The 12,333-nt window shown below is 65.6% G+C and carries 14 protein-coding genes; 10 read left to right on the top strand and 4 right to left on the bottom strand.

Annotation, left to right across the window (positions count from 1 at the left end):
• Positions 1 to 71: 71 nt before the first annotated feature.
• Positions 72 to 245 (bottom strand): HP1242/YdcH family protein, encoded by a 174-nt coding sequence (locus tag AAG591_RS01730; RefSeq protein ID WP_342529175.1) that lies wholly within the window; start codon positions 243 to 245, stop codon positions 72 to 74.
• A 95-nt stretch (positions 246 to 340) separates the two neighbouring features.
• Here AAG591_RS01730 and AAG591_RS01725 point away from each other — a divergent pair, with 95 nt between their 5' ends.
• Complete coding sequence (locus AAG591_RS01725) at positions 341 to 1,243, top strand: hydrogen peroxide-inducible genes activator (RefSeq protein WP_342529174.1); 903 nt, start codon at positions 341 to 343, stop codon at positions 1,241 to 1,243.
• 21 nt (positions 1,244 to 1,264) lie between these two features.
• Here the strand turns inward: AAG591_RS01725 and AAG591_RS01720 are convergent, their stop codons facing one another.
• Both AAG591_RS01720 and AAG591_RS01715 read right to left on the bottom strand, forming a co-directional pair.
• Complete coding sequence (locus AAG591_RS01720; protein ID WP_342529173.1) at positions 1,265 to 2,173, bottom strand: oxidoreductase; 909 nt, start codon at positions 2,171 to 2,173, stop codon at positions 1,265 to 1,267.
• On the bottom strand, positions 2,170 to 2,808 hold the full coding sequence (locus tag AAG591_RS01715; RefSeq protein ID WP_342529172.1) for a ribonuclease HII: 639 nt from the start codon (positions 2,806 to 2,808) through the stop codon (positions 2,170 to 2,172). The genes AAG591_RS01720 and AAG591_RS01715 overlap by 4 nt, the downstream gene beginning before the upstream one ends.
• On the opposite strand from AAG591_RS01715, the gene AAG591_RS01710 reads away from it, so the two are divergent.
• The 7 genes from AAG591_RS01710 to AAG591_RS01680 all read left to right on the top strand — a co-directional run bounded on the left by AAG591_RS01710 (position 2,807) and on the right by AAG591_RS01680 (position 8,159).
• Positions 2,807 to 4,003: a PQQ-dependent sugar dehydrogenase gene (locus AAG591_RS01710; RefSeq protein WP_342529171.1), complete on the top strand. Its 1,197-nt coding sequence runs from the start codon at positions 2,807 to 2,809 to the stop codon at positions 4,001 to 4,003. The genes AAG591_RS01715 and AAG591_RS01710 overlap by 2 nt on opposite strands.
• A 161-nt stretch (positions 4,004 to 4,164) precedes the next feature.
• Entirely contained in the window at positions 4,165 to 4,686 is a 522-nt protein-coding gene (locus AAG591_RS01705; RefSeq protein WP_342529170.1) for a GNAT family N-acetyltransferase, read from the top strand.
• 46 nt (positions 4,687 to 4,732) lie between these two features.
• Positions 4,733 to 5,305 carry a DUF1285 domain-containing protein gene (locus tag AAG591_RS01700; RefSeq protein WP_342529169.1) on the top strand — a complete coding sequence of 191 codons (573 nt, stop codon included), beginning with the start codon at positions 4,733 to 4,735 and terminating at the stop codon, positions 5,303 to 5,305.
• A complete protein-coding gene (locus tag AAG591_RS01695) occupies positions 5,302 to 5,910 on the top strand; it encodes a CoA pyrophosphatase (RefSeq protein ID WP_342529168.1) in 609 nt (202 codons plus the stop codon). Before AAG591_RS01700 ends, AAG591_RS01695 begins: the two co-directional genes overlap by 4 nt.
• A 99-nt stretch (positions 5,911 to 6,009) precedes the next feature.
• Entirely contained in the window at positions 6,010 to 7,188 is a 1,179-nt protein-coding gene (locus tag AAG591_RS01690) for a CCA tRNA nucleotidyltransferase (protein ID WP_342529167.1), read from the top strand.
• Between the two features lie 19 nt (positions 7,189 to 7,207).
• Positions 7,208 to 7,441, top strand: a complete 234-nt coding sequence (locus tag AAG591_RS01685; protein WP_342529166.1) for a hypothetical protein — start codon at positions 7,208 to 7,210, stop codon at positions 7,439 to 7,441.
• Between the two features lie 172 nt (positions 7,442 to 7,613).
• Positions 7,614 to 8,159, top strand: a complete 546-nt coding sequence (locus tag AAG591_RS01680) for a hypothetical protein (RefSeq protein ID WP_342529165.1) — start codon at positions 7,614 to 7,616, stop codon at positions 8,157 to 8,159.
• A 140-nt stretch (positions 8,160 to 8,299) separates the two neighbouring features.
• Here AAG591_RS01680 and parC read toward each other — a convergent pair whose 3' ends face one another.
• On the bottom strand, positions 8,300 to 10,594 hold the full coding sequence (gene parC, locus AAG591_RS01675) for a DNA topoisomerase IV subunit A (protein ID WP_342529164.1): 2,295 nt from the start codon (positions 10,592 to 10,594) through the stop codon (positions 8,300 to 8,302).
• A 104-nt stretch (positions 10,595 to 10,698) separates the two neighbouring features.
• Here parC and AAG591_RS01670 point away from each other — a divergent pair, with 104 nt between their 5' ends.
• Positions 10,699 to 11,244: a type 1 glutamine amidotransferase domain-containing protein gene (locus AAG591_RS01670; protein ID WP_342529163.1), complete on the top strand. Its 546-nt coding sequence runs from the start codon at positions 10,699 to 10,701 to the stop codon at positions 11,242 to 11,244.
• Between the two features lie 140 nt (positions 11,245 to 11,384).
• Complete coding sequence (locus AAG591_RS01665; RefSeq protein WP_342529162.1) at positions 11,385 to 12,308, top strand: DUF4349 domain-containing protein; 924 nt, start codon at positions 11,385 to 11,387, stop codon at positions 12,306 to 12,308.
• The last annotated feature ends 25 nt before the right edge of the window (positions 12,309 to 12,333 follow it).

Here is a 12,333-nt window from a genome sequence, read left to right as displayed (position 1 = left end):
CAGGCGACGGCGGTGGAAACAAGCGCCGCGCAGGACGCGGGGAGGAGCGCCCTGCGCGGCGGGAGGCAGGATCACACGCGGCGAGGGGATCGGGGGGTGCCGATATCCGCGATGCGATCCTTGAGCGCGAGCCGCATCTTCTTGAGCCGCTTCACGTCTTCCTGGCGACCGGGTGCACGGGTGGTGTCGATCGCGCGGTTGAGGTCGCGATGCGCCTGACGAAGCTTGTCGAGGTGGGATTGCATGTTCGTCTCCTTTCACTCGGTACGCCAACCGATATCGCAAGGCCGCAATCATGATTCCAATTGAAACAGAAACAGTGGTTCAATAGATTTTATCTATGGCGCTCACGCTCAAACAGCTCCGCTACCTCGTCGCGATCCAGCAGGAACGGCATTTCGGTCGCGCCGCGCAAAGCCTGCACGTCACCCAGCCGACACTGAGCCACCAGCTGCGCAAGCTGGAGAAGACGCTGGGGGCGGAACTGGTCGAACGCGGGCAACCCGTCGCGCTGACGCCGGTCGGGCGAGAGATCGCCCGCCGCGCGCGCGGCATCCTGAGCGAAGTGTCGGACATCCAGCGGCTCGCCTCGCGCGTCGGCGGGTTGCTGGTGGGCACGATCCGTTTCGGCGTGACGCCCACGCTCGGCCCCTATCTGATGCCGCAGGTCGTCATGCGGCTGCACGGCGCGCACCCTGACCTGAGGCTGCATGTGCGCGAAGGCATTCCCGACGATCAGGCGCAGGCGCTTGCGAGCGGCGATCTCGACATGATGCTCGCCCCGCTGCCGATCGACGATCCGCGCCTGACAATCGAACCGCTGTTTCGCGAGCCGCTGCTGCTGGTTGGGCCGACCGACCATCCGTTTCACACGCGCGAGGCACTCTCCATCGCCGATTTCGAAGGGGTGGATATGCTGACGCTCGACCGGCGGCATCACTATGCCCGCCAAGTGGGTGAAATCTGCGAACAGATCGGGGCGCGCGAGCTGCGCGATTACGAGGGCACCAGTCTCGACGGATTGCAGCAAATGGCAGGTTCAGGGCTCGGACTGGCGATCCTCCCCGAAACCTATCTGCGGTCGGAAAGCGGCGGGGAGCATATGGTCCGGCGCTTCGACATTCCCGACTGGAAGGCGCACCGCTCGATCGCGGCGGTATGGCGCAAGGGCAGCGTGCTGGCCGACGCCTATCATCAAATCGCCACCACGATTACCGAGGAAGCCCGGCGGATGCTCGACTAACGTCTGCCTGCCGCACCCCGATCAGGTCGCGGGTTTGAGCCCGGGATCGACCCCGGTCATGTCCTTGGAAATCTCCCACAGTCGCGCGGCGAGCAGCGGGTCGCGCGCGGTAGCGGTGGCGACCGCCCTGCCCGAGGTCGCGCCCCGCGCTTCCATGAAGCCGTAGGGGCCATAATAGTCGCCGCCCTGCGCCGCCGGATCGGTCGCCGCCTGCAAGGCGGGGAGCGCGCCCTGCTTGGCGGTGTTGAGAAGCGGTGCGGCAACCGGCATCACCCACTTCGCCCAGGTCACCTGCCGCGTCAGCTCGGTCTTGGCGACGCCGGGGTGGCACGCGATGCTGGCTATGGGCGATCCCGCCGCGCGCAGCCGCCGGTCCAGCTCCAGCGCGAACATCAGGTTGGCAAGCTTGCTCTGGCCGTAGAATTTCTGGAGCGCGTAGTCGTGTTCCCCCGACAAGTTCTCGAAATCGATCGAGGCCGGGCGGTGCGCGATGCTCGACTGGACGACGACGCGCGGGTCCTTGCCCTTGGCGAGCTTGGGCAGCAGCAGAGAGGCAAGCGCGAAATGGCCGAGATGGTTGACCGCAAAGTGCATCTCCGCCCCGCCCGTGCCGATGGCGTGCGGCACCCACATGATCCCGGCATTGTTGATCAGCACATCGAGGCTGTCGATACTCTCGGCCGCCGCGCGGACCGATGCCATGTCGGCAAGGTCCAGCTCGACGATCTCGATGCTCGCACCCGGCGCCAGCTTCAGCAGGTCCTGCCGCGCGCTTTCCGCTTTGTCGCGATTGCGGCAGCCCATCAGCACCTTGGCGCCGTTCTTCGCGAGCATTTCGGCGATGTGGAAGCCGATGCCGGTATTCGCACCTGTGACCAGCGCGGTGCGCCCGGTCTGGTCGGGAATATCGTGGAAGGTGAAACCGCTCATGCAAACATCTCCTGCTGGGCGACCGGTGCGAAGCTGCGGCGGTGCAGCGCGCATGGCCCGTGTCGCCTCAACGCATCGAGATGCTCTGCGGTCCCGTAACCCTTGTTACGCTCCCACCCGTAATGCGGATGCTCAGCTGCGGCGGCGATCATCAGCCGGTCGCGCCATTCCTTGGCGACGATGCTGGCGGCGGAAATCGCCGGTTCCTTCGCATCGCCGCCCACGATCGCGCGCGCGGGCCATTGCCACTCGGCGCAGCGGCCATGCGGGGTCAGGTTGCCGTCGACCAGCACGATATCGGGTGCTCGCCCCATCGCTTCGGCCACCCGCGCCACCGCCAGCGTCATCGCGTACATCGTCGCGCCGAAAATGTTGCGCCGGTCGATTTCGTCAGGCTCGATCACCGCGACGCCCCACGCGCAGCGGCGCCTGACCTGCAGGTCGAGCGTGGAACGCTTGTTCGCGGTAAGCTTTTTTGAATCGTCGAGCCCCGCCGGGCGCGGCTTGCACAATGCCACGGCCGACGCCACCACCGGCCCGGCAAGCGGCCCGCGCCCCGCCTCGTCCACGCCGACGACGAGCGCACCCGGGGGGCAGTCGTTCACGAATTTTGCGAAGGGAATAGCTGCCAGCATGACCAAGAACCGCCTGATGTCTGCCGCCCTGTCTATCAGCGTCGCCCTCGCCGCCTCAAGCTGCGGCAGCGCCTCGTCCGGGGAGAATGCGCCTAACCCGACCTCTTCCACCCCCACCACTGCCACGCCCGACGAGACTGTCGGGCCGTTCGCGGTGCAGAATATCGCGAGCTTCGACGAACCCTGGGCAGCGGCCTTCGTGCCCGGCACTAAGGTGCTGCTGGTTACCGAGAAGGCAGGCAGCATCAAGGCTGTCGACAGCGCGACCGGAAAAACGGTGACCGTCAGCGGTGCACCGAAAGTCGACTACGGCGGTCAGGGCGGGCTCGGCGATGTGGCGTTCCTCGACAGCGAGGCGGCCGCCACCATCGGTACGCGCACGATCTATCTCAGCTGGGTCGAAGCGGGCGACGGCAACACGCGCGGCGCGGTGGTCGGGCGCGGCCAGCTGGCGTGCGACGATGCGTCCTGCGCGGTCGAGAACCTCGAGGTTATCTGGCGCCAGACGCCCAAGGTGACCGGACGCGGCCACTTCTCGCACCGTATCGCCTTCAGCCCCGACGAGAAGTACATGTTCGTCTCCAGCGGCGAACGCCAGAAGGGTGAGCCCGCGCAGGACACCTCGAACACGCTCGGCACGGTGGTACGCCTCAACCTCGATGGCAGCGCGGCGGCGGGCAATCCGTTTGCGAACAAGGGCTCGCCCAGTGACCAGATCTGGTCCTACGGCCACCGCAACCTGCTCGGACTGCAATTCGATAGCGCCGGGCGCTTGTGGGATCTGGAGCACGGGCCTGCGGGGGGCGACGAGCTGAACCTTGTTGAGCGAGGCAATAATTACGGCTGGCCGGTCCGCTCGAACGGCGACAATTACGACGGCACGCCGATCCCCGATCACAGCGCGGACGACGGCTTCACCAAGCCCGCGATCTACTGGACCCCGGTCATCGCGCCCGGCGACTTCCTGTTCTATTCGGGCGACCTGTTCCCCGACTGGAAGGGCGACGCACTGATCGCCAACCTCAAGGAAGAGAACATCGTCCGCGTGAAGATGGACGGCACTACCGCGACCGAGGCCGCGCGCTACGATTTCGGCAAGCGGCTGCGCGAAATCGTGCAGGGGCCCGATGGCGCGCTCTGGGTACTGGAGGACGGCGACGGCGGCAGGCTGCGCAAGCTGACGCCAGCGAGTTAGGCAGCCAGTTTCCCCCGAGACTCCGCTCACCCTGAGCTTGTCGAAGGGCTGCACTTTTCTTCAGAGCCGTGGTCGCGAAAGAAAAACTGCCCTTCGACAAGCTCAGGGCGAGCGGGAAAGCTATCGACTCGCACCGCGCTGCGGCCTAACCGGCGCAGCCCATGCCCACGATCGTACCCATCGACGCGGTTCCGGCCGCCATGCACGAAGAATTGCTCGACGCGGTGTTCGGCGACGACCGGACGACGCGCACCGCCTATCGCATCCGCGAGGGGCTGGAGCGTCTGGCCGGCCTCAGCTTCGCCGCGCTCGACGATGATGGCTACCTTGCCGGCACGATCGAGCTATGGCCGGTCTCGCTGACCGACGAGGACGGGCGGCAATATCCGCTGCTGATGGTCGGCCCTGTGGCGGTCGCGCCGAGCCGCCAGAACGAAGGCTATGGCCGCGCGCTGATGGCGGCCGCGCTGGGCGCCATCGAGGGCCCTGCGACGGCGGAGAACCCTGCGCTTCCGCAAGTCCTGATCGGCGACCCCGAATATTACGACAAATGGGATTTCACCGCCGCACCGACCGGCGGATGGGACACTCCCGGCCCGGTCGAACGGCACCGCCTGCTGGTCCGCTGCGCCAATCCCGCCGTGCTGCCCAAGCGCGGAATGCTGGGCCCGTGGCGGAGCTAGCCGTGCTCGATTGCGCGACCTTCGCGCTTCTGCCAAGGAATCCGAGATGCCCTACGAGCCCCCACCCCACCTCGCTTCGCTGACCCTGGCGCAGATCGCCGAGCAGGTTGAGGCGCGCAAGTTGCCGCCGGTGGAAGGCTGGGCGCCCACCAAGATGGGCGAATCGGGGATGCGGATCGCGGCCGATGGCACGTGGTTCCACGATGGCAGCCCCATCAACCGGCAGGCCATGGTCCGCGCGTTCTCCGGCCTGCTGGTGCGCGACGAGAGCGGGCGGCACTGGCTGATCTCGCCGTTCGAAATGCTTTCTATCGAGGTCGAGGATGCCGCGTTCGTCGCCACCGACATGGTCGTGCGGCAGGAAAACGGGGGGCCTGCCCTCGCCTTCCGCCTCAATACCGACGAGCTGGTGATTGCGGGCCCCGACCACCCCATCGTCGCGCGCGGCGATGCGGAAACGCCTGCGCTCTATCTCGGCGTGCGGCGCGGGCTGGACGCGCGGCTCAACCGCAGCACTTACCAGCAGCTGGCCGAACACGCCCTTGCGGTCTCCGCGGATCAGGCGGACGACGACTGGACCGTCTCGAGCATGGGCGAGACGTTTGCCCTGAAGCCGTGAGCGCACCTGCTGGCAAACTGGTCGACCGCCTCCAGGCGATCTTCGACGAAGGCCACGGGATCGAACTGCCCGGTCTGCTGACCGACAAGGAATTCGCCGACCGCGATCCGCGCCCCGCCGCGGTGCTGATCCCGGTCACCGACCGCGAACAACCCGGTGCCATCCTCACGCAGCGCCCGCGCGGCATGCGCAACCATCCCGGACAGGTCGCATTTCCCGGCGGCAAGCTCGATCCGGGGGAGGATGCGGTGGAGGCTGCTCTGCGCGAGGCGCATGAAGAACTGGCGCTCGACCCATCGCTGGTGCGGGTGATCGGTGCGACCGATCGCTACCATACCGGAACCGGGTTCGACGTAACCCCGGTGCTCGGCGTGATCCCGCCCGACCTGCCGCTGGTGCCCAATCCGGGCGAGGTCGACAGCTGGTTCGAAGTTCCGCTGAAGGTGCTGTTCGACAGGTCCAACTACACCGAGCACCGCGCGCAGTGGCGCGGGGCGGAGCGCCGGTATTACGAGCTGCATTTCGAAGGCTATCGCATCTGGGGCGTGACCGCCGCGATCATCTTCAACCTTTCGCGCAGGTTGGAGATTACCGAAACATTTTAGAAGCGCCCGGCAGAGCTTGTCGAAACCCCGCACTTTTTCTAGCGCGAGGGATCGAGCAATAACGGCCCTTCGACAGGTTGAGGGCGGGCGGAGAATGGTTTGACCGCGACACTACCTTCACGCGAATGGACGCAGCGCGCCGATCTGGCGGCGCTGGTCGCGGCGCTGGGGGCAGACAATGTCCGCTGGGTCGGCGGCGCGGTGCGCGACACGCTGCTGGGCGCGCCGGTCAAGGATATCGACGCCGCCACCCCGCTCCGGCCAGAAGAGGTGATCGAAGCCTGCAAGGCGGCGGGGATCAGGACCGTGCCGACCGGGATCGATCACGGCACGATAACCGCACTGCTCGATGGTGGCCCGGTCGAAGTGACGACGCTGCGCCACGACGTTTCCACCGATGGCCGCCGAGCGACGGTCGCTTTTGCGAGCGACTGGCGCGAGGATGCGGCGCGCCGCGATTTCACGATCAATGCGCTCTACGCCCATCCGGAAACGCTCCGGATATCGGACTATTTCGGCGGGCTGGACGATCTCGACGCGCGCCGCGTGCGCTTTATCGGCGACCCGCACGAGCGCATTCGCGAGGATCACCTGCGCATCCTCCGGTACTATCGCTTTCAGGCGCGCTTCGGTTCGGCGCTGGACGAGGCGGCGGAGGATGCCTGCGCCGAACTCGCCCCGACGATGAAGGGCCTCAGCCGAGAGCGTGTGGCGATGGAGCTGCTTGCGATCCTCGCGCTGCCCGATCCCGCGCCGACCATCGCGCGGATGCGGACGCGCGGCGTGCTACCTGTGATCCTGCCCGAAGCAGGCGCCAGCCAGATCGCGGCGCTCGAACGCCTTATCCAAAGCGAAGCCCGGTTCGAGGTCGAGGGCGATGCGATCACGCGCCTTGCTGCGCTGATCCCCGCAGTCGACGGCGTGGCAGACAACGTCGCCGCGAGGCTGCGCCTTTCGCGCAGGCATCGCGATCTTCTCGGCTGCCTCGCACGCCGCCAGCCAGACGACGGCGAAGCTGCCAAGGCGCTTGCCTATGCCGAGGGGAGCGAATGCGCCGTGGGTCGCCTGATCCTGGAAGGGCACGATCCGCGACCGCTGAGCGGCTGGGACGTGCCCGACCTGCCGCTAAAGGGTGGAGAGATCGTTGCGCGCGGGCTCGCAGGCCCCGAAGTCTCGAAGGCTCTGCGCGAAGTCGAGGCGCGCTGGATCGCGGAGGATTTCCCCGACAGGTCGCGCGTCCTCGAACTGCTCGACGCCGTGTTGGCCGGACGCGGCTGACGGGCCTGCGCGGTCTGCCGTGTTCGACGCGGCCGCCCAAGAGTCATTCGAACATGACGGCTTTGCCCGCCTGTCCGGCCTCATTCCACCGCCTGTTCTCGAGCGGCCGCGCGCGTTCATCAATCCGCTGCAGATACCGGCGCGGGTAATCCAGCGCGCGACGAATAATCCACCCCAACAGGCTCTTAAGCTTCCCTTCATGCGCAATATTCTAATTATTGTGCATCGGATCAGGACGGCTGAGGATGATTGACCGCATCGCGGTTGACATCATTTGCCTCATTTACATACCGACCGACCCCGGAAGGTGCCCTGAGCGGCACATTCGTCCCCTTTTTGCGGGACCATCCGGCGCCACAGACCGTTTCCTGGGGGACACCCCCATTGCGGCCTTGCAAGAGGTCGCCATCAACAAGGAGAGTTCGATGAAATTCAAGACCGCCCTTACCGCCGCCGCCGCGCTGACGCTGGCGACCGCCGCCTATGCCCAGGTCGGTCCCGAAGTCGGCGCGACGATCTACACCGCCGATGGCGCCGAAGTCGCCACGATCGAATCGCTGCAGAACGGCGTTGCGGTCGTGAACACCGGTTCGCACACCGGTTCGATCCCTGCCAACGTGCTGGGCGAAGGCCCTGACGGTCCGGTGATCTCCGTCACCAAGGCGCAGCTCGACCAGCTTTTCGCCGATCAGGAAGCGCAGGCAATTGCCGCGCGCGACGCAGCGCTGATCACCGGCGCGACGGTGATGAGCACAGATAACGTCGAGATCGGCACCATTACCGAGGTCAACGGCGACACTGCCATCCTGACTCTCGCCGACGGTCCGCTGACGCTTGCTCGCGACCAGTTCGCGACCAACCAGACCGGTGCGCTGGTCGTGCTCGTCCCGCAGGCAGACCTGATGGCTGCGCTGAACGGCGCAGCGACCGCAGAGGTCGATGCCGAAGTGGAAGCTTCGGGCGGACAGTAAGAACACGCGATTTCCCTCGGGGCCACCACTCACGAGGGTCGCAAGGGGCGGGTCGGATGGCGCAAGCTGTCCGGCCCGCCTTTCTTTGTGGGGCCCCCACCCCCTCTTCCGCTCATGCTGAGCAGGTTAAGGAAGGTGGCTTAGAACCTGTTATCCCGCGGGAAGCCCTGCGGCGGCATTCGGCCTGCGCCGCCGCGCGCAACCTTCCACTGCCACATCTCCATCTCGGTGCGGGTGCGTTCGCCCGATCCGCCCATCTGCCAGCTGAGACCTTCGTCGAGCTTGAAGGTGGTGACGTCGGCCATCCCTCCATCCTTGTAGCGTTGCAGCTGGACGCCCTGCCCGCGCTGCATCTCCGGCATTTCCTCCAGGTTGAACACCACCAGCTTGCGGTTGTCGCCCACGACCGCGACGTGATCGTGCCCCTCGCCGATATGCGCGACGCGAGTCAGCTTGGCATCGCCCTTCAGCGTCATCACCGCGCGGCCCTTGCGGGTTTCGGCCAGCAGATCTTCGCTTTTGATGACGAAGCCCTTGCCCAGCGTGCTCGCCAGCAAAAGTCGCTCGTTCGGCTTGTGCGCCCATGAGGCGACGATGTGCGCCGCGTTGTCGATATCGAGCATCGTGCGCACCGGTTCGCCGAAACCGCGCGCGCCGGGCAGCTTGTCCGCCCCCATGGTGAAGAAGCGCCCGTCGTTGGTCGCGATCAGCAGCTTGTCCGTGGTCTGCGCGTGGAAGACGAAGGCAAGTTCGTCGCCTTCCTTGAACTTCCAGTCCTGCGTCAGGTCGACATGGCCCTTCGCCGCGCGAATCCAGCCGCGCGCCGACAGGATCACCGTGATAGGTTCCTTCTCGATCATCGCGTCCATGCTGAATTCGACCGTCGGCGCCGCTTCGTGGATCGTCGTCCGGCGCGCGCCCAGCCCGGTGTCCTTGCCGTATTCCTTGAGCAGGGCATTGAGATCGCGCTTCAACCGGGTGCGCTGGCGAGCCGGAGAATCGAGCAGCTTCTGAAGCTCGTCCTGCTCCTTCAGCAGGTCGTCCTTCTCCTGCCGCAGCTGCATTTCCTCCAGCTTGCGCAAACTGCGCAGCCGCATGTTGAGGATCGCCTCGGTCTGCCGGTCGGTCAGGCCGAATTCGGCCATCATCACCGGCTTTGGCTCGTCCTCGGTGCGGATGATCTCGATCACCCGGTCGAGGTTGAGGAAGGCGATGATATAGCCTTCGAGCAGTTCCAGCCGGTCCGCGATCTTCGCCAGCCGGTGGCGGCTGCGGCGCTGGAGGATGTCGATCTGGCTGGCGATCCAGTTCTGCAACAGCTCCTTCAGGCCCATCACCATCGGTGTGCGCGTCGCATCGAGCACGTTCATGTTGAGGCCGAAGCGCGTTTCCAGATCGGTCAGGCGATAGAGCGACTCTTTCAGCAACTCGGGATCGACATTGCGGCTGCGCGGGACAAGTACGATGCGGATCTGCTCGTCGCTCTCGTCGCGCACATCCTCCAGGATCGGGACCTTCTTGTCCGCGATGACCTGCGCGATCTGTTCGATCAGCTTGCCCTTGGGCACCTGATAGGGAATTTCGCTGATGACCAGCTGCCACTGGCCGCCGCCCAGCCGCTCGATCCCGGCGTCGCGGTCGGCCGCGTTCTCGCTTTCCGCCGCATGGAATCGCGCGCGGATGCGGAAGCTTCCACGTCCGGTTTCGTACGCCGCACTGATGGTTTCCGGGCTGTCGACGATGAGCCCGCCCGTGGCGAGGTCCGGTCCCTGCACCAGCTGCATCAGTTCGGCATGCTCGATTGCCGGGTTCTCGATCAGCGCCAGCGTCGCGTCGATCACTTCTGCGACATTGTGGCTGGGGATGTTGGTCGCCATGCCCACCGCGATCCCGCTGGCCCCGTTGGCGAGCAGGTTGGGGAACAGCCCGGGGAAGATGACCGGCTCTTCTTCCTCGTTGTTGTAGGTCGGCACGAAGTCGACCGTGCCCTCGTCCAGCCCCGACATCAGGGCCATCGCGGTCCTGGTCAGGCGCGCTTCGGTGTAGCGGGCGGCAGCGGCATTATCGCCGTCGATATTGCCGAAGTTCCCCTGCCCTTCGACCAGCGGGTATCGCAGTGCGAATGGCTGCGCGAGGCGGACCATCGCGTCGTATACCGCGGTGTCGCCATGCGGGTGATACTTGCCCAGCACCTCGCCGACCACGCGCGCCGACTTCTTGAACGCAGTGTCGGGCCCGAGGCGCAGTTGGCGCATCGCCCAAAGCAGGCGGCGGTGAACCGGCTTCAGCCCGTCGCGCAGATCGGGCAGCGAACGTGCGGTGATCGTGGACAGGGCATAGACGAGATACCGCTCGGACAGCGCGGTCTCGAACGGCGCATCGACGATTGCAGCGGGGGAATCGGGCTCCGCGGGGCCCTGATCTTTGGAAGCCATCGGCTCGCCCTACCACCGGCTCGCCTCGGCCAGAAGCGCGGAACGCAAAGCTTTCCCCGCCCGTTTAGCCCGTGAAAGCACAATTGATACGAAAGGACTTCATCATGGCCAAACGCGTTATGATCCTCGCCACCAACGGGTTCGAGCAGTCGGAACTCTTCGATCCCAAAAAGAACCTCGAAGATGCCGGCATCGAGACCGAACTGGTCAGCCTCGAAGCGGGCGAAATCAAGGCCTGGGACAAGGACGACTGGGGCAAGACGATCAAGGTCGACAAGACTGTCGACGAAGTATCGAATTGCGAAGGCTACGATGCCCTTCTTCTTCCCGGTGGCCAGATCAATCCCGACCTGCTGCGCGTCAACGACCGCGCCGTCGCCATCGTCCGCGAGTTCAACGCTGCGGGCAAGCCGATCGCCGCGATCTGCCACGCCCCGTGGCTGCTGATCGAAGCGGGTCTGGTCGAAGGCAAGACGCTGACCAGCTACCACTCGATCCGCACCGATATGAAGAATGCAGGCGCGAACGTGGTCGATCAGGAAGTGGCCGAAGATGGCAACCTCATCACCAGCCGCAATCCGGACGACATTCCCGCCTTCTCGGATCGTCTGATCAGCCGCGTGATGGAGAAGGTGCCCGAAAACGCCTAAGCTTTTAAAAAGCCTAGAAAACCGGGGCCCGGTCGCAGGAATGCGGCCGGGCTTTTTTCTGCGCGCTTGTCGATGTGGCGGAATTGAGGCATAAATGTGTTCGCAATGTGATGGCCACATTGAAATTGGGGAGAGAATTGATGGCTTTGCGTTCTTCGCTACTTCTCGTGTCCGCCGGCGCCCTCGCGCTGCCTGCCTGTTCCGACAACAGCTCCTACGAGACGGCAGAGGCGGTCACCACGGTAGACGTGGCGGAAGAACCGATGGCCGACGCCGCACCGCCTCCTCCACCGGCTATCGCCTCTGCCGAGGCCGGAAGTGATGGAAACGAGACCAGCTCGCTCCCCGCAATCCCCGCCGCCGCGCCAAAGATCGCCTATGTCTATTCCTACGGCTTCCGCGTCGCGCGCGACGAGATCGCGCCCTTGCAGGAACGCCACGCCGACATGTGCATCAAGCTTGGCCCGCTCACCTGCCAGGTCCGCTCGCTCCAGCAGAACGGCGCGGAGAACGATTACGGCTATGGCGAGCTGCAACTCTCCGTCGCGGCGGACAAGGCGCGCGAATTCGGGCGCGAGCTTGTTGCGGCGACTGAGAAGGCCGGGGGCGACCAGGTTTCCTCATCCATCGAGGGCGAGGATCTCTCCAAGCAGATCGTCGACACCGAAGCGCGCCTGCGCAGCCGCGAAGTGCTGCGCGACCGGCTGATGGAAGTGCTGCGCACCCGCAAGGGCAGCGTGCAGGAGCTGGTCGAGGCCGAACGCGGCGTGGCGCAGGTCAATGAAGAGATCGATCAGGCGCGCAGCTGGCTGCAGGAAATGCGCGGCCGCGTCGCCTATTCGCGCATCACCGTGAACTATCAGAGCGAGGGCGCGGGCCCCGGCGGCTTCTTCGAGCCCATCCGCAAATCGATCGGCTCGATCGGCCCGGTCGCGGGCACGGTGATCGGCGCGCTCATCGTACTACTGACAATCTTCCTGCCTATCGGGCTGGTCGGATTCGGCATCTGGGCGGTGGTGAAGCGGCTGCGGCGGCGCGCACCTGACGATACCAGCGCGGAATAGGCTCCAGGCGATCGGGGGCATAGCC

Origin of the sequence: Citromicrobium bathyomarinum, from assembly GCF_038594485.1 — a bacterium.
GTDB classification, from domain to species: Bacteria; Pseudomonadota; Alphaproteobacteria; order Sphingomonadales; family Sphingomonadaceae; genus Alteriqipengyuania; species Alteriqipengyuania bathyomarina_A.
Note: the sequence above shows the minus strand (reverse complement) of the source record. Positions and strands in the feature narration are given on the sequence as shown.

Excerpts from the sequence above, each read along its gene's own strand:
- AAG591_RS01730 (WP_342529175.1), bottom strand. The coding sequence starts at position 245 with ATGCAATCCCACCTCGACAAGCTTCGTCAGGCGCATCGCGACCTCAAC.
- AAG591_RS01725 (WP_342529174.1), top strand. The coding sequence starts at position 341 with ATGGCGCTCACGCTCAAACAGCTCCGCTACCTCGTCGCGATCCAGCAG.
- AAG591_RS01720 (WP_342529173.1), bottom strand. The coding sequence starts at position 2,173 with ATGAGCGGTTTCACCTTCCACGATATTCCCGACCAGACCGGGCGCACC.
- AAG591_RS01710 (WP_342529171.1), top strand. The coding sequence starts at position 2,807 with ATGACCAAGAACCGCCTGATGTCTGCCGCCCTGTCTATCAGCGTCGCC.
- AAG591_RS01715 (WP_342529172.1), bottom strand. The coding sequence starts at position 2,808 with ATGCTGGCAGCTATTCCCTTCGCAAAATTCGTGAACGACTGCCCCCCG.
- AAG591_RS01705 (WP_342529170.1), top strand. The coding sequence starts at position 4,165 with ATGCCCACGATCGTACCCATCGACGCGGTTCCGGCCGCCATGCACGAA.
- AAG591_RS01700 (WP_342529169.1), top strand. The coding sequence starts at position 4,733 with ATGCCCTACGAGCCCCCACCCCACCTCGCTTCGCTGACCCTGGCGCAG.
- AAG591_RS01680 (WP_342529165.1), top strand. The coding sequence starts at position 7,614 with ATGAAATTCAAGACCGCCCTTACCGCCGCCGCCGCGCTGACGCTGGCG.
- parC (WP_342529164.1), bottom strand. The coding sequence starts at position 10,594 with ATGGCTTCCAAAGATCAGGGCCCCGCGGAGCCCGATTCCCCCGCTGCA.
- AAG591_RS01670 (WP_342529163.1), top strand. The coding sequence starts at position 10,699 with ATGGCCAAACGCGTTATGATCCTCGCCACCAACGGGTTCGAGCAGTCG.
- AAG591_RS01665 (WP_342529162.1), top strand. The coding sequence starts at position 11,385 with ATGGCTTTGCGTTCTTCGCTACTTCTCGTGTCCGCCGGCGCCCTCGCG.